We start from the raw sequence: 18,308 nt of genomic DNA on the forward strand, positions 1-18,308 counted from the left end.
GGAGCCGCCGGGACAGGCCGGGAACCAGCGCAGGCGGTCCACATCAGCGCCGAACACAGGAGCGCCACTGCGCGGCGGAAGGAATGCGATTGCAGGGTCATGGCCGGGAGATAGGACCGCCCGTGCCCTGCCGTCTTGGACGAAACCTACCGCGTGGAACCGGATGCACGTCCCGCCAGCCGCCGGTACTCCGCCGGGGTGAGGTGCAGGCGGCGGCGGAACTCGCGTGTCAGGTGGCTCTGGTCGCAGTAGCCCGCGTCGAGCGCGATGTCGCCCAGGGGCCGCTCTGTCTCGCGCAGCGCCCTGCCCGCGCGCTCCAGCCGCGACCGGCGCAGGTACTCCGCCGGGCTGCACCGCCAGGCCTGGCGGAAGGCCCGCCCCAACCGCTGCGGGCTCACCCCCGCCTCCCGAGCCAACGCCGCGAGCGTGGGCGGCGGCCCGCGCACCGCGTCCAGTAACTCCCGGACGCGCCCCAGCCACGCCGGAGGGCCCGAAGTCCGCGCCGGCGCCGACGCGCGCACCGCCTCCGCCAGCATCTCCAGCGTCAGCCCTTCGATGGCCAGCGCCGCCACGTCATCCGCGCGCCGGAACTCCTGGTACACGCGCGCCCCCAGCGTGGCCAGCCGCACCGACGTCAGGTCCACCCGCGGATCCAACCGCCCGACGAGCGCGCTCCGCGACCGCCAGGACGCCTCCGAGAAGTCGATGTTGAAGGTGCGCGTGCGCACGTCCCGGATGCGCTGCGCGTGCTCCAGCCCGGGCGCCTGGAAGGCGACCGAGCGGGCCGTGCACTCCCGCGCGCGGCCCTCCACCACGTCCGTGAAGCCCCCCTCCAGCGTGAGCCGGAAGCCGGCGTGCCGGTGTCCATGGGATGGCAACCGGACGCCCGGTGCATACGTGCTCTCCGTGAGCACGAGCCCCTCCACCTCCACTCGCTGAAGGGGCGTGCCCAGGTAACGGCCGAAGTCGAGGACGGGTGCGGAGGTCACACCCCCTTTTTGCATGGGCCAGGGGTCCCATTGCATCCCGGGACGCCGATTCACCCCTTCCGAGCGCCAGCCAGCCAGGCGGCGGCAACCCTCGAACGTTGGCCGTGCACGTTCCAAGTCCCCAGCTTTGCTCCAAAGCCATTCTTCCCATCCAAGGAGCCACACCCGATGAAAGCCATCTGCTGGCATGGCCACGGCGACGTCCGTTACGAGTCCGCCCCCGACCCGAAGATTGAAGACCCTCGCGACGCCATCATCCGCGTCACCCGCACCGCCATCTGCGGCTCCGACCTGCACCTCCTGGACGGCTACATGCCGACCATGAAGAGCGGTGACGTCCTGGGCCACGAGTTCATGGGCGAGGTGATGGAGATTGGCTCCGGCGTTACGAAGCTCAAGAAGGGCGACCGGGTCATCGTCCCCTTCAACATCGCGTGCGGCGAGTGCTTCTTCTGCCAGAAGACCCTCTTCTCCCTCTGTGACCGCTCCAACCGCAACGCGGAGATGGCCGCGAAGGTGATGGGCTATTCGCCTTCCGGCCTCTTCGGCTACTCGCACATGCTGGGCGGCTTCTCCGGCGGTCAGGCGGAGTACGTGCGCGTGCCGTACGCGGACGTCGGTCCCCTCAAGATTCCGGACGGCCTCACCGAGGATCAGGTCCTCTTCCTCACCGACATCTTCCCCACCGGCTACATGGCGGCGGAGAACTGCGAGATGGAGAAGGGCGACACCGTGGCCGTGTGGGGCTGCGGTCCCGTGGGCCAGTTCGCCATCCAGAGCGCGTGGATGTTCGGCGCGGGCCGGGTCATCGCCATCGACCACGTGCCGGAGCGCCTGGCGCTCGCGAAGTCCTGGGGCAAGGCGGAGACCATCGACTTCACGAAGCAGGACGTCTACGAGACCCTCAAGGAGATGACCCGCGGCCGCGGCCCGGATCGCTGCATCGACTCCGTGGGCGCCGAGGCCCACGGCACCGGCAGCCTGGACGCCGTCATCGACAAGGCGAAGGCGGCGGTGAAGCTGGCCACGGACCGGCCGCACGCGCTGCGCCAGGCCATCTACTGCTGCCGCAAGGGCGGCAGCCTCTCCGTGCCCGGCGTCTACGTGGGCTTCCTGGACAAGGTCCCCATGGGCGCCTTCGTCAACAAGGGCCTGACCATGAAGTCGGGCCAGACGCACACGCACCGCTACACCCGGCCGTTGCTGGAGAAGATCCAATCCGGCGCCATCGACCCCACGCGCCTCATCACCCACCGCGCCCGGCTGGCGGACGCACCCGCCCTCTACAAGAAGTTCCGCGACAAGGAGGACGGCTGCATCAAGGTCGTGATGACGCCGTAGCCCGTCAGGCCTGCCCCGTCAGCCGGTAGTACGCGTGCGGGCGGCGCCAGCGGATGAAGGCGCGCGCCAGCGGGTTCATGCCCCAATGGATGGGCACCGGATCCACGACGAAGCCCAGCTCGTCCTTGAACTGTTCGAGCTGGGCCGCTTCACGGGCATGCAGTCCGCCCACCAGCGTCCGGGCCCCGAGCCTGCGGCAGAGCTGCGCGAACTCGTAGATGAGGCCGGTGGAGATGTTCGTCGGCAGCGCCCATGTCGCGTAGTAGGCGCTGAAGCCATACGCGACACCGTCCACGATGTAGCCGTCCAGGTAGCCGCCCAGCTTGTCGTCCACCATCCCCGCCAGCACGCACCAGTGGTCGGACGCGAAGTACTGCCGCAGGCCCTTGAGGTACTCGTCCAGCGTGGGGATCTTCTTGTGCTGCGTGCGCGTCAGCGCGTCCCGCACCACGGGATAGCCCTGCTCCAAGAGCAGCGACGGCCCCGTGAGCTGGACGATGCGCACCGTGCGTTGGCACTTGCGCAGCTTGCTGCGCCGGTTCGAGTTCAGCCGGCTCATGTCATAGGTGTCCAGGTCCTTCAGCCGCACCACGGGCACCTTGCCGGTGGCGACGTTCGCCGTCTCCGGCGTCAGCGCCGCGCGGTAGCCCCAGGCCAGCGGCGTGGGCGGCGTGGCCTCGTCCGGCGTCAGCCGCGCCAGCAGGTGCACCGGCTGGAAGAAGCCGGGCGCCCCCGACTGCTCCCAGTAATGCCCCCGGTGGGAGATGACGCGAACGCCCTCTTCTCGCCGGCGCTCGGCGAGCTCCCGCTCCGTGAGACACGTGAAGCGGGCCTCCGCGACATCGCGGAGCTGGGGAAGTGACAGGACCATGGGAACCCCTCAGGCACACAAGAACGTCAGGAACGGGGCGCGCGGTAGGCGGGGAAGAAGTCCTCGCCCGCGTGCCCCTGGGACAGCTGTGCGTATGCCTCCGGGTCGCAGATGAGGTCGTGCGTGTAGAATTGGGACATCGCGTTGGCGAAGCCGCGCTTGAACCGCTCGATGCCGTCACCCGGACGGACGCCGCCACCCAGGTGGACGGAGGCATCCAGCTTCTCCGCCAGCTCCACCATCACCGGGAATTCGTTCTTCGCCGGTGAGTGCACCAGGTACGCGTCCGCCGTGCCGCCAATGAAGTTGTGCAGGAGCCCGTCGCTCAGCACCACCAGCGCGGAGGAGGCCACCGCCCCGTCCGGCGCGCGCGTCGTCACCAGCCACGCGAAGGGACAGGTGAAGACCTCCTCGAACCAGTCCTCGCTGAAGTAGTACCGCTCCCCGGCCTGGTTGCGGTCCATGGTCTGCCGGTAGATGGACTTGAGCGCCTCGCGCTGCTCCTGCGTGGAGTCCTTCACCGGCACCGCCGCGCTGACGTAGCCGCGCCGGGCGTTGCGGCGGATGTCCGCGCCGTGGTCGCTGCGGAACTTCACCGGCAGCTTCGGGTCGATGAGACACACCTCCGTGCGCAGCCGGCCGCCCGCGAAGCAGTACGGCCCGCCAATGCGGTCGCGCAGGAAGATGCTGACCAGCTCCGTGCCCCGCCAGTCGATTCCGTCCACTGGCACCTCGGAGAGCCCGTTCAACTCCGCCCCGGGAAACCCATACGGAGAAACCGCGTCCCGGTAGTGCGTCCCTTCGATGGGCCGCACGATGAGCGGCACCCGGAGGGCCCGCCCCTCCCCATCCTCCACGATGAGGCTGTGCGTCACCCCTTCCGCGCGCAGGTGCTGCTCGGAGCGGAAATAGTCAGACGAAACAGCGCGTTGGCCTCCGTCAGGGACGAGGACGGCTCTCCACGGTGCCACTGGATTCATGGGTTCCCCCCGGGCGGAAACGAGCGGGCCCGACAGCGCCCGAGACAGCCTGAGGGTATGTGAATGGATCCGGGGTCCGTCACCGCCCCCCGGGGTGCAGCGCGGATGTCCTGATTCCAGCGCTTCGCGCCACTCCAGCCCCCCAGGGCAGGGCATGTGTCACCTCGCCAGCGAGGCATAGCGTCTTCCAGACATTTGGCATTGTTCGGGCTTACGCTCGCACGCTTCCTTCGGAAGATTGCCCGCCCATGAAACACGTCCTGTTGTTGGCCGCGGTGTCTTGCCTGAGCGCATGCGCCTGGGGCCCGGGAATGCAGATGGACGAGGATGCCTTCCGGGAGCGCTACGCGGGAAAGGCAGACGCTGGCGCGGACGGCGCCTACGAAATCCTCCCCATCGACGCGTCCCTCCTCAGCCACCAGTTGGAGGAGCGCCGGCAGGCGCGGCCCGCGCCCCTGGTGGATCCGCTGGCGCGGGTGGCCACGGACTATGACTACCGGGTGACGCCACACGACGTGCTTAGCGTCATCGTGTGGGACCACCCGGAGCTCACCATCCCCGCCGGCGAGTTCCGCCCCGCGGAGGCCGTCGGCAATCCCGTGGCGGCGGACGGGACCATGTTCTACCCCCACGTGGGCAACCTCCCCGTGGCGGGCAAGACGCTGCGGGAGATCCGGGAGCTGCTCACGCAGCGGCTGGCGAGCGTCATCGAGAAGCCCCAGCTGGACGTGCGCGTGGTGGGCTTCCGCGGCCAGAAGGTCCAGGTGACGGGCGAGGTCGTGGCCCCCGGCACCCTGCCCGTCACCGACGTGCCCCTGCGCGTGCAGGACGCCATCGCCCAGGCGAAGGGCTTCTCCACGGAGGCGGACCTGCGCGCCGTCACCCTCAGCCGGGGCGGCACCACCTTCACGCTCGACCTGCAGGCCCTCTACGAACAGGGGGACGTGAGCCAGAACTGGCTGCTCCAGGACGGCGACATCGTCAACGTGGCGGACCGCAGCCGCAACAAGGTCTTCGTGCTGGGCGAGGTCCGAAAACCGTCCTCGCGCGTGATGGTGAAGGGACGGATGACGCTGGCGGAAGCCATTGGCGACACCGAAGGCTTCGACCCGCTCACGTCCAACCCGGGCCGCGTGTATGTCATCCGCGGCAGCTTCGAGCGACCCTACATCTTCAAGCTGGACGCGAAGTCGCCGGACGCGCTGCTGCTGGCGACTCAGTTCCAATTACAACCTCGCGACGTCATCTTCGTCTCCGCGCACGACTTGACGCGCTGGAATCGCATCATCCAGCAAATCCAGCCAACAGTTCAGCTGCTCTGGCAGGCAGTGGATATCGGAGACAGAACCATCATCATCGACAACCCATGACGAGCACCCCCGAACGCGTGACGCCGCCCCGCCCAGGCCCCGGCACGCAGGATGATGAGTTGGGATTGGGCAGGTATCTGGCCATCCTGGGGGAGCGCCGCGGCACCATCGCGGCGTCCGTCGCCCTGGCCCTGGCCCTGGGCGGGCTGTACCTGCTCACCACGACGCCGGTGTACCGGGCCAATGCCATCCTGCGCATCGAGCAGAAGAGCAGCAGCCTGGGACAGCTGGACGAGCTGATTCCAGACGTGCCCAGCCAGGCTGCCCCTGAGATGGAGGTCCTGGGCTCCAGGGCCCTCCTGGGGCGCGTGGCGGACGCGCTGCACCTGGGCGTGAGCGTGGAGCCCCGCTACTTCCCGGTGGTGGGCGCGGCCCATGCCCGGGCTCACCCGGGCCCGGACCTGGCGGCGGTGCCGTGGTGGGGCGGGGCCTCGTACGCCTGGGGCGGGGAGACGCTCCAGGTGGAGCGGCTGAACGTGCCCACGGAGTGGGAGGACCTGCCGCTCACGCTCGTGGCGAAGGCGGACGGCGCGTACACGCTGTGGGGCCCGGAGGGCCGCGTCGTGCTCAACGGCACCGTGGGCACCGGCGCCCAGACGGAAGCGCGCGCGCCGCACGAGGTGGAGCTGTTCGTCACCGAGCTGCACGCCCGGCCTGGGACGCGCTTCCAGGTGATGCGCCGCTCGAAGCTCGCGGTGGTGGAGGAGCTGCAGCGCACGCTGCGCATGGGGGAGAAGGGCGCCGGCACGGGCGTGCTCAACCTGACCCTGGACGGGCCCGACCCGGTGATGGCCACCACCACGCTCCAGGCCATCGCGGACACGTACGTGCGCTCCAACGTGGAGCGCCGCAGCGACGACGCGGGCCGCACGCTGTCGTTCCTGGACAGCCAGCTGCCCGGCCTGCGCCAGGGCCTGGAGCAGGCGGAGGCCGCGCTGCGCGACTACCGCGCCGGCAAGGGCGGCGTGGACCTGGGGCTGGAGGTGCAGGCCGTCCTCAACCGGAGCGCGGACCTGGACAAGGACATCTCCACGCTCGCGATGGAGCGCTCGGAGCTGCGCCAGCGCTTCACCGAGCACCACCCGCTGCTCCTGGCCACGGAGCGCAAGCTGGCGCGCCTGCGCACGGAGCGCACCGCGCTGGACACCCGGCTCAAGGGCATCCCGGACGCGGAGCGGGTGTCCGCCCAGCTCACGCGCGACGTGAAGGTGGCCAACGAGCTGTACCTCCAGCTGAACAACAAGGCCCAGGAGTACCGGGTGCTCAAGTCGAGCACCATCACCAACGCGCGCATCATCGACGTGCCCGTGGTGACGCGCCTGCCCGTGCGCCCCGCGAAGCCGGACGTGTTCGCGGTCAGCATCGTGCTGGGGCTGGCGTTCGGCATCGCGCTGGCCTTCGCGAGCAAGTCGCTGCACCCGGGCGTCACCGACCCCGCGGCCCTGGAGTCCGCGCTCGCGGTGCCCGTCCTCGCCAGCGTCCCCACCGGCCCCCGCCGCGCGACGTCCCCCCGCGGCCCCTCCATCATCCTGGCGCGCAGCATCCCCCGGGACGTCACCGTGGAATGCGTGCGCGGCCTGAGGACGCGGCTCCAGAGGGCCATGAAGGAGGCGGGCAGCCACGTCGTCGCCGTCACCGGGACGAGCCCTGGCGCGGGGACGTCCTTCGTCGCCCTCAACCTGGCGTGGGTGCTGGCGGAGACGGGCAAGCGAGTGCTGCTGGTGGACGCGAACCTGCGCGGCGGCTGGCTGCACCGGTGCTTCCGCGAGGCGCACCTCCCCGGCCTCCATGAGGTGCTGCGGGGCACCGCGACGCTGGAGCAGGCCCTGCTCCAGGAGGCCGCGCCCGGCCTGTCGTTCCTGGGCGCGGGCGCGCTTCCTCCGGACCCGGCGGAGCTGTTGGCCAGCGCGGCGTTCGACACGTTCGTGGCGCGCGTGGCGGCCGAGTACGACGTCGTCCTCTTCGACACGCCCTGCATCCTCGCGGTGACGGACGCGGCGCTCGTGGGCCGGCACGCGGGCGTGCGGCTCGCCGTGGTGCGCGCGGCGGCCCAGTCCCTGCGCGAGGTGGCCACCGCGCTGCACCAACTGGAGCAGAGCGGCGTCCCGGCCCAGGGCGTGGTCCTCAACGGCGTGCCGCGCTCCCGGACGGGCCGCGCGGTGAGCGGCGTCTACCAATACGAATACCCATCCGCGAGCTGAAGCCCCACCGGGAGACCGCACCGTGAGCTGGATTCGCTGCACAGGACTGGGCTTCATCGCGGCCCTCTACATGCTCGCGGGCCGCTGGGGCATGCACCGGCTGGCCGCCGCGGAGGTGGAGACGAACCTGTTCCTGGAGCTGCGGCTCTGGATCGTCATCTGCGGAGGGGTGTTCGCCGCGGTGGGGCTCCTGCACCGCGCCCGGCGCGAGGCCCGTCCCGGCGAGTCGCGCTTCGACCCGCCGCTCATCGCGGCCATGCTGGCCTTCCTGGGCTACATGGCCGCCAGCGCCACCTGGTCGCCTGACTTCGACTTCTCGTTGACCAAGGTCTACGACGTCATGCTCGTGGCGGTCATGTGCGTGGGCTTCGCGCTGGCCTGCTTGCGCCAGCCCGCGCCCCGGACGCTGGACACGTTCTGGGCCATCGTCGTGGTGGCCACGGGGCTGCTCGCCATCGCCGGCATCAAGCAATTGCTGGCGGGCGGCGGTGGCGCGCGGCTCGCGGTGATGAACGGCGGGCCCAACATCTTCGCGCGACTCATGGGGCTCTTGACCATGGGCGCGCTCTACTTCTGGTACTGGCGGGGCCAGACGTGGCTGTGGATTCCGGTGGCCGCCAGCGGCGTCATGCTGACGCTGCTCACGGGCTCGCGCGGCGGGTCCGTCGCCATCATCGCGGGCATCACCACCTGCCTCGTGGTGGGGCGCGTGCCGGTGCGCCGGCTGCTGCTCCTGACGCTGCTGGCGACGGTGGCCATCACCGTGGTGGCCATGTTCTCCCCGCTGGGAGAGGCGCTCAGCAACTCCTTCCAGGAGCGCTTCCTGCGCCTCACCCTCAACTACGAGGTGGGCGCGGGCGGCGCGGGCAGCAGCGAAGGCAAGGTGTACCTGTCCGGGCGGGAGGTCCTCTACGAGCGGGCCATCCAGCTGGGAAAGGACTACCCGGTGGCGGGGGCGGGGCTGGCGGCGTTCCCCGCGCTGCGCCTGGGCGTCTACCCGCACAACCTCTTCCTGGAGATCTTCTGCGAGGGCGGCGCCGTGGGGCTGCTCCTGTTCGCGGCCTTCATCGCGACCTTCGTGCGCTCGGCGTTCCTCCGGCGCCAGGGCCTGGACGGCGCCACCGTGGGCGCGGCGGTGCTGGTGCTCCTGGGCAGCCAGTCCAGTGGCGACCTCTACGACAGCCGCGCCCTCTTCCTCTTGATGGTGATGGCCTCCGCGACCGCGGACCCCGCGCGAAAGCCCGCGCAGTCCGGCCCTCCCCTGCCCCACCCCCTTCCCCAACCCTCATTCACAGGAGCCGCCTGACATGCGCATCGTCTATCTGCATCAGTACTTCAACACCCCCACCATGCACGGGGGCACGCGCTCCTATGAGCTCGCGCGGCGCCTGGTCTCCATGGGCCACGAGGTCCACATGGTGACCTCCGACACCCGCACGGACGGAGGCACGGGCAAGGGCTGGCGCGAGTCCAACGAGAGCGGCATCCAGGTGCACTGGCTGCCGGTGCCGTACAACAACGCCATGAGCTACCCGGACCGCATCCGGGCCTTCAGCCACTTCGCGGTCAACTCCACGCGCCGCGCCGCGCAGCTGCCCGCGGACGTGTTCTTCGCCACCAGCACGCCGCTCACCATCGCGGTGCCGGGAATCGCCGCGTCGCGGTGGAACAAGCGGCCCATGGTCTTCGAGGTGCGTGACTTGTGGCCCGCCATCCCCATCGCGGTGGGCGCGCTCAAGAGCCGCTCCGCCATCCTGGCCGCGCAGCTCCTGGAGCGGGCCGCGTACGCGGGCGCGGAGCACATCGTCGCGCTGTCGCCGGGCATGAAGGCGGGCGTGGAGGCGGCGGGCGTGCCGTCGGAGAAGATCACCATCATCCCCAACCTCTGCGACCCGGACCGCTTCCAGGTGCCGGCGTCCGCGGGCCAGGAGTTCCGGCAGAAGTACGCGTGGCTGGGGGACAGGCCCATGGTGCTGTACGCGGGCACGCTGGGGCTGGTGAACGGCGTGGAGTACCTGGTGCGGGTGGCCGCGGAGATGCGGAGGCTGGACCCGGAGGTCCGCTTCGTCATCATGGGCAAGGGCCGCGAGGAGTCCCTGCTGCACGCGCTGGCGGAGCGGCTGGGCGTGAAGAACCAGAACCTCTTCTTCCTGCCCAGCGTGCCCAAGGAGCAGGTGCCCGCGGTGCTGAGCGCGGCCACCATCGCCACGTCGATGTTCACGGACGTGCCGGGCATGCAGGACAACTCCGCCAACAAGTTCTTCGACGCGCTCGCTGCGGGCCGTCCGCTGGCGCTCAACTACGGCGGCTGGCAGGCGGAGCTGCTGGACCGGGAGGCCTTTGGCCTCAGGCTGCCGCCCAAGGACATCCCCGCCGCGGCGGCCATGCTGGCGAAGCGGCTGCGCGACCCGCGCTGGCTCGCGGAGGCCGGCGCGCTGGCCGGGAAGCTGGGCCGGGAGCGCTACTCCGCGGACATCGCGGCGAAACGGCTGTCAGAGGTATTGCAGCGCGCGGCGGCCCGGTCATGACAGCGCGCTCGGTGGGGAGCAACTTCGTCTGGTCACTCTCCGCCGGGCTCATCTATGCCCTCGCGCAATGGGGCGTCCTGGTGGCCTTCGCGCGGCTGGCCACCATGGAGGAGGTGGGCCAGTTCGCGCTCGCCCTGGCCATCACCGCCCCGGTGCTGCTGATGTCTCGCATGCAGCTGCGCACGCTCCAGGCCACGGACGCCCGGAGCGCCTTCGGCTTCGAGCACTACCTGGGCCTGATGGTGCTCAACGTCGTCGCGGGCGTGGCGATGTGCTGCGCCATCGCCACGGGGATGGCGGACTCGCTCCACGCGGGCTGGGTCATCGCGCTGGTGGCGCTGGCCAAGGGCTTCGAGGCGGTGAGCGAGGTCTTCTACGGCGCGCTCCAGAAGGTGGAGCGGCTGGGGCTCATCGCCCGGTCCACCATCGCCAAGAGCGTGCTGTCCGTGGTGCTGGTGCCGCTGGCGCTGCGGCTCACGCACAGCCCCATCGCCGGCGCGGCGGCCATGGCCTTCGCCTGGGCCATCGTCCTCTTCGTCTTCGACGCGCGGGCGCTCCGGCGCGAGTTCCCCGGCGTGCGCCCCTGGAGCACCCTCTGGCGCACGCCGTGGCGCACGGAGGGCACGCGGCTCAAGGCGCTCTTCCTCCTGTGCTGGGTGCTGGGCCTCACCGCGCTGATGGGCGCGCTGCGGCCCAACATCCCCCGCTACCTGCTGGAGGCACACGCGGGCCATGCGGAGCTGGGCATGTACGCCGCGCTCGCGTACTTCGCCGCGCTGGGCGGCCGGGTGGTGCACTCGCTGGGGCAGGCGGTGAGCCCCCGGCTGGGGCGCTACCACGCTGCGGGGGACGCGCGCCGCTACGGCAAGGTGCTGGCGGGCTTCACGGCGGCGTCCGCGGGGGTGGGCCTGTGCGCCATCGCCGGTGCGGCACTGCTCGGCCGGTGGGCGCTGACGCTCTTCTACGGCGCCGCCTATGCCGGAAATCTCACGTTGTTCGTCTGGCTGATGGGGGCGGCGGCGCTGGAGTACGTCTGCTTGAGCCTCGCGGTGGGACTCACCGCGGCGCGCGAGCTCAAGGGCCAGGTGGTGCTGCTCGTCGTCTCCGTGGCCGTGGTCGCGCTGGGCAGCGCGGTGTGGGTGCCGCGCGTGGGCCCGGTGGGGGCCGCATGGGCCCTGGGGCTGGGGTGGGTGTCGGAACTCGCGTGCAGCGTCTGGCTGACCTTGCGCGTCTGGCGGCGGCTGACGGCCCCGGAGCCCGCGCAAGCGCTTCGGACCGCCCCTTCGGGCCCCGTGGATGCACGGGAGCCGACAACAGGATGAGTCCCAGGGGTCGTGGTGGAGGACTGAAAGGATTTCTAGCCTTTCCGACTTCAAGGAGCGACGTCCCCATGCAAAGACAGGCAGGAACCGGGCTGTTCCTCAAGCGGTGCATCGACGTGGTGGCGGCAGGAGTGGGATTGATATGCCTTTCCCCCGTGATGGCCGCCACGGGGCTGTTCGTCCGTCTGACCATGGGCGGCCCCGTCCTCTTCCGGCAGCGGCGCCCGGGGAAGAATGGCCAGCTGTTCACCGTCCTCAAGTTCCGCACGATGCTGGAGGCCACGGACGCGAACGGACAGGTGCTGCCGGACGAGCAGCGCCTCACCTGGGCCGGGCGGCTCTTGCGCTCCACCAGCCTGGATGAGCTGCCGCAGCTGTGGAACGTGCTCCGGGGCGACATGAGCCTGGTGGGGCCGCGTCCGCTGCTCGTGGAGTACCTGCCGCGTTACTCCGCGGAGCAGGCGCGGCGCCACGACGTGCTGCCCGGCATCACCGGCTGGGCGCAGATCAACGGCCGCAACGCGCTCTCCTGGGAGGAGCGCTTCCGGCAGGACGTCTGGTACGTGGACCACTGGAGCGTGGCGCTGGACCTGAAGATACTGGCGCTGACGGTGGCGCGCGTGCTGCAGCGCCAGGGCATCTCCTTCGCCAGCGAGGCCACCATGAACAAGTTCATGGGCACCCCGCAGCCGGAGGCCAGGGTCCTGGCGCTCCGGCAGCAGGAACAGGCCCAGGTCAGCCCGCCGTCCGCAGCCCCTGTTTCCGGGGAACGGCTCGGACCCCCTCCACCACCCGCTCGAGTTCCCGGCGCGTGAGGTTGGAGCCGGACGGCAGGCACAGGCCGTGGCGGAACAGGTCCTCCGCCACGCTGCCCCGCCGCCGCTCGAAGTTCGCGAAGACGGGTTGAAGGTGCATCGGCTTCCACACCGGCCGCGCCTCGATGTTCTCCCGCTCCAGCGCGGTGCGGACCGCTTCCCGGTCCGCGCCGAACGCCTCCGGGTCGATGGTGATGGTCGTCAGCCAGCGCGTGTGACGGCCCCACGGGGCCTCCGGCATGAACTGGATGCCCGGCAGGTCCCGGAAGGCCTCCGCGTAGAAGGCGTGGTTCGCGCGGCGCGCGGCCACCCGGTCTTCCAGCACGTGCAGCTGCCCCCGCCCGATGGCGGCCAGCACGTTGCTCATCCGGTAGTTGTAGCCAACCTCCGAGTGCTGGTAGTGCGGCGCCGTGTCTCGCGCCTGCGTGGCCAGCTTGAGCGCGTGCTGCACCAGCTCGCCGTCCGCGGACACCAGCATCCCGCCGCCGGACGTGGTGAGGATTTTGTTGCCGTTGAACGAATAGATGCCCACGCGGCCCACCGTGCCAGGGGCCCGTCCCTTGTAGGTGCTGCCCAGGGCCTCCGCCGCGTCCTCCACCACGGGCACGCCGTAGCGGTCGCAGGTGGCCATGAGGGGATCCAGGTCCGCGCTCTGGCCGTACAGGTGCACCACCACCACGGCGCGGGGCAGCCGGCCCAGGCGGGCCCGCATCGCCAGCTCCTCCTCCAGCAGCGCGGGGTCCATGTTCCAGGACGTGCGCTCGCTGTCGATGAAGACCGGGGACGCGCCCAGGTAGCGGATGGGATTCACCGACGCGGAGAAGGTGAGCGTGCTCACCAGCACGTCGTCGCCGGGCCCCACGCCCACCAGCTGGAGCGCCAGGTGGAGCGCGGCCGTCCCGGAGCTCAGCGCCAGCGCGTGCGGCGTTCCCACGCACCGGGCGAACTCCTCCTGGAAGGCATCGACGTGGGGGCCCAGGGGGGCAATCCAATTGCTTGCGAACGCGTCGTCGACATAGCCGCGCTCGAGCGTGCCCATGTGGGGCGAGGACAAATAGATGCGGGAGGACATGCGAAAAACTCCAGGCAAGACCGGGTCCATGGAACCGGCATTGCCTGGAGCGTTCGCACACTCCCTCCTCCCGCGCGCTCGGGCGGGAGGAGGGGGTGTTTGTTTCACATCGTGGAATTCGGCTTAGAGCGCCGAACCCGCGCCCAGCAGCTTCGCGTTGAGCGCGCCGTTGCCGTAGTACTGGGTGTTCTGGCCCACGGTGTGGGTCTCCAGACGCTGCTGGAGGGCGGCGTTGTAGCGGCCCAGCTTCACCAGGCCGTCATTGAACCAGCCCGTGCCGCTGCCCGTACCGTCCACGTAGTTGCCGTACTTCTTGGCGGACGGCCAGATGACGTTGTTCAGGGTGACGACGAACTTGCGCATGTCCGCGTCCGTCCACTCCATGCCCGCGTCGTGGGCTTCCACGATGTAGGCCATCACGCCGTTGCCGTGCGCCACGTCCTGGCCCGGGCGCTTCTTGGAGCCCCACTCGGCGGCCCAGAAGTACGCGTTGGGGTTCACCGGGCTGGTCATCAGCTGGCCGCGCAGCGACGAGGTGTTGTTGGGCATGTCACGGTTGATGTTGTTGAAGACGGTCAGGTACTGCGCCTTCTTCGTGGCGTCCGTCGTCATCTTCGACAGGTCCATGGCGATGTACGCCCAGTGCGACGCCATGTGCGTATTGACGCGGTAGAGGTAGCTGTTCGCGCCGCGCTTGTTCCACTTCTCGAACATGTTCCGTTCGGTGAACGCCAGCAGCTTGTCGTACTGCGACTTGTACGTGCTGTTGTTGTAGAGCGCGGGCGTCTCACGGATGGTGCGCAGCATGCGCGTCACGTAACGCCAGCAGTAGCTTTCGAACAGGGGGACTTCCTGGCCCAGCGTGTCCGAGCGGGCGGACGCCCACCCCAGGTAGCTGTCCTTGAACTGGCTCCTGGGCAGCGAAGAGGAGACCTTCGCGTGGTTGACCATGTTGTTCACATACAGCAACGCCCGGTCCATGTACTGCGTCTTGCCGGTGGCGCGATACATCGCGGTGTTGCCATCGACGCCGTAGGCGAGGTCGTAGAACTGCCAGCTGTCCAGCGACTGGCTCTTGGGCAGGAAGCTGGAGGTGTGCTCCGAGTTCCAGCGGCCCAGGAACAGCGTCTCCCAGGCCGCGACCGAGCGCAGGCTGGTGGCGGCCTGGGCCGTGGTGCCAAGGCCCTCCTCCGCGGTGGAGGGGGCAGGCGACTCCGCGGCGGCGGGGACGTCCGCCTCCGGAGTGGTGGGAGCAGCCTCGGCCTCCGGCTCGGAGGGACCCACTGCGATCTGCTCTTCGGGGGAAGAGGGAGCGAGCGTGTCCGCGTCAGGGGTGTTATCTCCGTTGGGACTGGCCGTGCTGGCACCGTCCTGCTCGGGTTGGGGGCCGCAAGCACCACCACCCACCAGCAGGGTCAGCGACAACAGGGACGACAGGGCACGACCAGAGTTGCGACGACGGGATTCCAACATCAGGGGGGTCCTGTGGGGTAGCTCCCGTCAACCGCCCGGTAGGCTACCCTGTTGTGGGAACGCCGGAGTGCGTTCACCGGACGCCAAAAGGTTTTGGCGGCCCAGGTAATTCCTTTGTGATTAGACAAAAAAGACACGGTGACTGCCCGTGAGTTGTCAGTCCAAGGCCCCATGGGCCTGTCCGCCTGAGCCGGTATGTGCGGCATCAGGGGTGGGGGGTGTATGACGAGGACAGGGCAGGCGAGCGCCATGCTGGTTCCCGACGCGGGCGCCTCGGCGCTATCCGGGCAGTACTTCCGCTCTGAGAATCACCTGCGCGCGGAGCAGGTCACCCATACGCTGGCGATTGAAGAAACCGATACACGCAGGACGTTGCGAATCCCACTCATCGTGCGAGCGATTGAGGGGACTTCGTACCGCGACGCCATTTCTCCGTATGGATTTCCGGGCGGTGAGCTGGACGGGTTGAGCGAGGTGCCAGCACCTGCCGTGGATTGGCGGGGCACGGAACTGGTCAGTATTTTCGTGAGGGAGCGGGTCCAGGGACCGCATTGCTTCTCGGGTGGTACCGCGCGCAACGAGGTCTTTTTCGTGGACCCATGCCGCCCGCTCACACCCCGGGAGATGCACCGCCGACACATGCGGCGAAATGTCCGGCTGGGATTCGTGAGCACAGTGTGTGCGGCCCGGGACGCACCGCCTGAAGAGCGCGCGGGGTTTCGCGAGGTGTACCGGCAGACCATGGTCCGGGACCAGGCGTGCCGCCGGTACTTCTTCTCCGACGCGTACTTCGAGGAGCTGTTCGCGTCCCCGGAGGCCTGGCTCGCGACGACGCGCGCGCCGGATGGGACGGTCGCCTCCGCGGCCCTGGTCGTCCGCAGCGACGGCCTCCTGCACTACTACCTGGGCGGCACGGCGGATGCGCACCTGGCGCGCTCACCGGCGAAGAACGTCTTCGGCGAGATGAGCGCCTTGTGCGTGCGGCTGGGGCTTCCGCTTCACCTGGGGGGCGGGCTCTCTCCGGGGGACGGCCTGGAGGACTTCAAGCGCGGCTTCTCCAACGCCAGCGGCCGCATCCACACGCACGAAATCGTCTGCGACGCGGCGGTGTACGCTTCGCTTTCGGAGGGCCACCCCGCCAGCGGCTTCTTTCCGGCCTACCGCTCCCAGCACCTCCCATGACGAAGAGCCCCGGCCTCCCGCCCTCGAAGGGGCACGGGAGACCGGGGCTCCTCATGGACGGCCGGGGCCGCGTGGGGTCAGGCGCTGACGTTCTGCTCCGCCGAGGATGGCTTCGCGGGGCCGAAGGCGGGCAACACCTTCGCCACCGTCCCCGTCATCTTCGACGGGGTGTACGCGGGGATGAGGTCCTGGAGGGCGCGCTTCACGTCGTGGGAGTCACCGGCGCGGGCCGCGCGGTCCAGGCGCCTGAGCTGGAGCTGGAAGTCCGCGGGCGGCGCGGGGCTGCGGGCCACCTTGATGCGGTTGCGCACCTTCTGGGTGAGCTCCTCCTCCTCGGACATGAGCGTCTCCTCCAGCTTCTCTCCGGGGCGCAGGCCCGTGTAGACGATGGAGATGTCCTTGTCCGGCACCAGGCCCGTCATGGTGATCATGTTCGCGGCCAGCTCCGCGATGCGGACCGGCTCTCCCATGTCCAGGATGCACAGCTCGCCGTAGCCGCCCAGGCCGGCCAGCACCACCAGGCCCACCGCCTCCGGGATGATCATGAAGTAGCGGGTGCAGTCCGGGTGGGTGACCGTGACGGGGCCGCCCGCCTGGATCTGCTGCTTGAAGAGCGGCACCACGCTGCCCGCGGACCCCAGCACGTTGCCGAAGCGGACGGCGCAGAAGGTGGTGCGCGACGTCACGGCGATGTCGCGGATGACCATCTCCGCCAGCCGCTTGGAGGCGCCCATCACCGACGAGGGCTTCACCGCCTTGTCGGTGGAGATGAGGATGAAGCGCTCCGCCCCGCACGCGTCCGCCATGCGCGCCACGTTCTGCGTGCCGAACACGTTGTTCTTGATGGCCTCCTCCGGCGAGTCCTCCATCAGGGGCACGTGCTTGTGCGCCGCCGCGTGGAAGACGTACTGCGGCGCGAACTCCTGGCCAATGCGCATCAGCCGGTCCAGGTCGCGGATGTCCGCCACCACGGAGTGCACCGGCACGTGCGGGTAGCGCGACTGCAGCTGGCGCACCAGCAGGTAGAGCTCGTTCTCGTTGATGTCCACCACCACCAGCGACGCGGGCGAGTGCCCCGCGACCTGCCGGACGATTTCACTGCCGATGGAGCCCGCGCCGCCGGTGACGAGGATGCGGCGGCCCGTCACCAGCCGGTGCACCTCTTCATGGTCGAACGAGATGGCATCCCGGGGCAGCAGGTGCTCCGGGGACAGGTCGTGCAGCATGGCGGCGGTGATCTTCTGGTCCAGGTACGCGAACGAGGCCGGGATGATCTTGAAGCTGACACTCTGGTGCCGGCACAGGCTCAAGAGGTGCCGGGTGCGCTCCGGGGACAGCCGGGGGATGGCGATGAGCACCTGCGTCACCCGGTGCTTCTTCATCAGCTCCGGCAGCGCGTCCAGCACGCCGAGCACCGGCTTGCCGTTGAGGTACGTGCCCTGCTTGCCGGGGTCGTCATCCACCAGACCGATGACGTGCCACGGGCTGTTGCGGTCGCGCACCAGGTCGCGCAGGAGCAGGTCCCCGGCGCTGCCCGCTCCCACGATGAGGGTCCGCTGGGAGCCCTGCGCCCGCGCCCGCTGACGGTCCAGGTACCACTGTCGAACCATTCTCGGGGCGAAGCGGTGAAAGCCCAGGAGCGTGGTGGTGACGAAGAACTCCAGCGCGACCACCTGCCCCGGCAGCGACTCCATGAAGAAGACGGTGCGCAGCAATTCGAACACGATGGTGCCCGCGAGGCTGGCCAGCTCCAGCCGGACCGCCTCGTGGATGCCGGAGCGGTGGAAGGACCAGCGGTGCAGGCCCAGCCAGATGAGCGTCACCAGGCGCACCACGACCAGCAGCGCCACGGCCCGGGGCAGGACCTCCTTGCAGGCCGGGGACAGCCCGTCCGCGAAGTGCAGCATCGTGGCGGCGACCAGCGAGCTGGCGATGAGGACCGCGTCCACGCCCAGCATTCTCAGCCAGCCGAAACGGTGAGTCCTTCGCGGTGCGTGCTCCGGGGTTTCCCGTGGCCCTGCGTCCAGGCTCATCGCTTCCAGATTCTGACCGTGTTTCATCGATGTCTCCCCCTCCGGCCCAGCGTCCACGGAGAATCCGCCGTCCTCCCATCGCGTAATCAGGAAGACACGCCCTAGCTCGGAATCGCGGAAAGGTGGACGCG

Annotated in this window: 14 protein-coding genes; 8 read left to right on the forward strand and 6 right to left on the reverse strand. The window is 69.7% G+C overall.

Annotated elements, in window-relative coordinates:
• Positions 1 to 146 precede the first annotated feature (146 nt).
• Complete coding sequence (locus tag GTZ93_RS15615) at positions 147 to 989, reverse strand: helix-turn-helix transcriptional regulator (RefSeq protein ID WP_257979442.1); 843 nt, start codon at positions 987 to 989, stop codon at positions 147 to 149.
• Positions 990 to 1,157: 168 nt separating this feature from the next.
• Here GTZ93_RS15615 and GTZ93_RS15620 point away from each other — a divergent pair, with 168 nt between their 5' ends.
• Positions 1,158 to 2,330 carry a zinc-dependent alcohol dehydrogenase gene (locus GTZ93_RS15620; protein WP_139921985.1) on the forward strand — a complete coding sequence of 391 codons (1,173 nt, stop codon included), beginning with the start codon at positions 1,158 to 1,160 and terminating at the stop codon, positions 2,328 to 2,330.
• A gap of 4 nt (positions 2,331 to 2,334) precedes the next feature.
• On the opposite strand, the gene GTZ93_RS15625 is transcribed toward GTZ93_RS15620, so the two are convergent.
• Both GTZ93_RS15625 and GTZ93_RS15630 read right to left on the reverse strand, forming a co-directional pair.
• Entirely contained in the window at positions 2,335 to 3,201 is an 867-nt protein-coding gene (locus GTZ93_RS15625; protein WP_126936150.1) for a hypothetical protein, read from the reverse strand.
• 26 nt (positions 3,202 to 3,227) lie between these two features.
• Positions 3,228 to 4,181, reverse strand: coding sequence for a GNAT family N-acetyltransferase (locus GTZ93_RS15630; protein ID WP_120580593.1), 954 nt, complete (start codon positions 4,179 to 4,181; stop codon positions 3,228 to 3,230).
• Positions 4,182 to 4,429: 248 nt separating this feature from the next.
• On the opposite strand from GTZ93_RS15630, the gene GTZ93_RS15635 reads away from it, so the two are divergent.
• From GTZ93_RS15635 to GTZ93_RS15660, 6 genes are all read left to right on the forward strand, one after another.
• The gene (locus tag GTZ93_RS15635; RefSeq protein WP_139921987.1) at positions 4,430 to 5,551 is read left to right on the forward strand and encodes a polysaccharide export protein; all 1,122 of its coding nucleotides are present in this window, start codon (positions 4,430 to 4,432) and stop codon (positions 5,549 to 5,551) included.
• Positions 5,548 to 7,752 (forward strand): polysaccharide biosynthesis tyrosine autokinase, encoded by a 2,205-nt coding sequence (locus GTZ93_RS15640; protein ID WP_161662840.1) that lies wholly within the window; start codon positions 5,548 to 5,550, stop codon positions 7,750 to 7,752. The genes GTZ93_RS15635 and GTZ93_RS15640 overlap by 4 nt, the downstream gene beginning before the upstream one ends.
• Positions 7,753 to 7,774: 22 nt before the next feature.
• On the forward strand, positions 7,775 to 9,058 hold the full coding sequence (locus tag GTZ93_RS15645) for an O-antigen ligase family protein (protein WP_161662841.1): 1,284 nt from the start codon (positions 7,775 to 7,777) through the stop codon (positions 9,056 to 9,058).
• A 1-nt stretch (position 9,059) separates the two neighbouring features.
• Positions 9,060 to 10,280, forward strand: a complete 1,221-nt coding sequence (locus tag GTZ93_RS15650) for a glycosyltransferase family 4 protein (protein ID WP_139924080.1) — start codon at positions 9,060 to 9,062, stop codon at positions 10,278 to 10,280.
• Complete coding sequence (locus GTZ93_RS15655; RefSeq protein WP_161662842.1) at positions 10,277 to 11,602, forward strand: lipopolysaccharide biosynthesis protein; 1,326 nt, start codon at positions 10,277 to 10,279, stop codon at positions 11,600 to 11,602. Before GTZ93_RS15650 ends, GTZ93_RS15655 begins: the two co-directional genes overlap by 4 nt.
• A gap of 68 nt (positions 11,603 to 11,670) precedes the next feature.
• Positions 11,671 to 12,417 (forward strand): sugar transferase, encoded by a 747-nt coding sequence (locus tag GTZ93_RS15660; RefSeq protein ID WP_139921614.1) that lies wholly within the window; start codon positions 11,671 to 11,673, stop codon positions 12,415 to 12,417.
• On the opposite strand, the gene GTZ93_RS15665 is transcribed toward GTZ93_RS15660, so the two are convergent.
• Together GTZ93_RS15665 and GTZ93_RS15670 are read right to left on the reverse strand one after the other, a co-directional pair.
• Positions 12,338 to 13,489: a DegT/DnrJ/EryC1/StrS family aminotransferase gene (locus GTZ93_RS15665; protein WP_139921612.1), complete on the reverse strand. Its 1,152-nt coding sequence runs from the start codon at positions 13,487 to 13,489 to the stop codon at positions 12,338 to 12,340. The two genes, GTZ93_RS15660 and GTZ93_RS15665, sit on opposite strands and share 80 nt — an antisense overlap.
• Before the next feature lie 123 nt (positions 13,490 to 13,612).
• Positions 13,613 to 14,962 carry a hypothetical protein gene (locus tag GTZ93_RS15670; protein WP_139921610.1) on the reverse strand — a complete coding sequence of 450 codons (1,350 nt, stop codon included), beginning with the start codon at positions 14,960 to 14,962 and terminating at the stop codon, positions 13,613 to 13,615.
• Between the two features lie 624 nt (positions 14,963 to 15,586).
• Between GTZ93_RS15670 and GTZ93_RS42760 the strand changes: the two genes are divergently transcribed.
• Positions 15,587 to 16,144, forward strand: coding sequence for a GNAT family N-acetyltransferase (locus tag GTZ93_RS42760; RefSeq protein ID WP_257979417.1), 558 nt, complete (start codon positions 15,587 to 15,589; stop codon positions 16,142 to 16,144).
• Between the two features lie 77 nt (positions 16,145 to 16,221).
• Here GTZ93_RS42760 and GTZ93_RS15680 read toward each other — a convergent pair whose 3' ends face one another.
• Positions 16,222 to 18,102, reverse strand: a complete 1,881-nt coding sequence (locus tag GTZ93_RS15680; RefSeq protein ID WP_257979416.1) for a polysaccharide biosynthesis protein — start codon at positions 18,100 to 18,102, stop codon at positions 16,222 to 16,224.
• Positions 18,103 to 18,308: the final 206 nt, after the last annotated feature.

Origin of the sequence: Corallococcus exiguus, from assembly GCF_009909105.1 — a bacterium.
Classification (GTDB): Bacteria; Myxococcota; Myxococcia; order Myxococcales; family Myxococcaceae; genus Corallococcus; species Corallococcus exiguus.

What these genes read in the sequence shown, in the direction of transcription:
- GTZ93_RS15655 (WP_161662842.1), top strand. Translation starts at nt 10,277, where the DNA reads ATGACAGCGCGCTCGGTGGGGAGCAACTTCGTCTGGTCACTCTCCGCC.
- GTZ93_RS15670 (WP_139921610.1), bottom strand. Translation starts at nt 14,962, where the DNA reads ATGTTGGAATCCCGTCGTCGCAACTCTGGTCGTGCCCTGTCGTCCCTG.
- GTZ93_RS15625 (WP_126936150.1), bottom strand. Translation starts at nt 3,201, where the DNA reads ATGGTCCTGTCACTTCCCCAGCTCCGCGATGTCGCGGAGGCCCGCTTC.
- GTZ93_RS15630 (WP_120580593.1), bottom strand. Translation starts at nt 4,181, where the DNA reads ATGAATCCAGTGGCACCGTGGAGAGCCGTCCTCGTCCCTGACGGAGGC.
- GTZ93_RS42760 (WP_257979417.1), top strand. Translation starts at nt 15,587, where the DNA reads ATGCACCGCCGACACATGCGGCGAAATGTCCGGCTGGGATTCGTGAGC.
- GTZ93_RS15665 (WP_139921612.1), bottom strand. Translation starts at nt 13,489, where the DNA reads ATGTCCTCCCGCATCTATTTGTCCTCGCCCCACATGGGCACGCTCGAG.
- GTZ93_RS15640 (WP_161662840.1), top strand. Translation starts at nt 5,548, where the DNA reads ATGACGAGCACCCCCGAACGCGTGACGCCGCCCCGCCCAGGCCCCGGC.
- GTZ93_RS15635 (WP_139921987.1), top strand. Translation starts at nt 4,430, where the DNA reads ATGAAACACGTCCTGTTGTTGGCCGCGGTGTCTTGCCTGAGCGCATGC.
- GTZ93_RS15660 (WP_139921614.1), top strand. Translation starts at nt 11,671, where the DNA reads ATGCAAAGACAGGCAGGAACCGGGCTGTTCCTCAAGCGGTGCATCGAC.
- GTZ93_RS15620 (WP_139921985.1), top strand. Translation starts at nt 1,158, where the DNA reads ATGAAAGCCATCTGCTGGCATGGCCACGGCGACGTCCGTTACGAGTCC.
- GTZ93_RS15680 (WP_257979416.1), bottom strand. Translation starts at nt 18,102, where the DNA reads ATGCTGGGCGTGGACGCGGTCCTCATCGCCAGCTCGCTGGTCGCCGCC.
- GTZ93_RS15650 (WP_139924080.1), top strand. Translation starts at nt 9,060, where the DNA reads ATGCGCATCGTCTATCTGCATCAGTACTTCAACACCCCCACCATGCAC.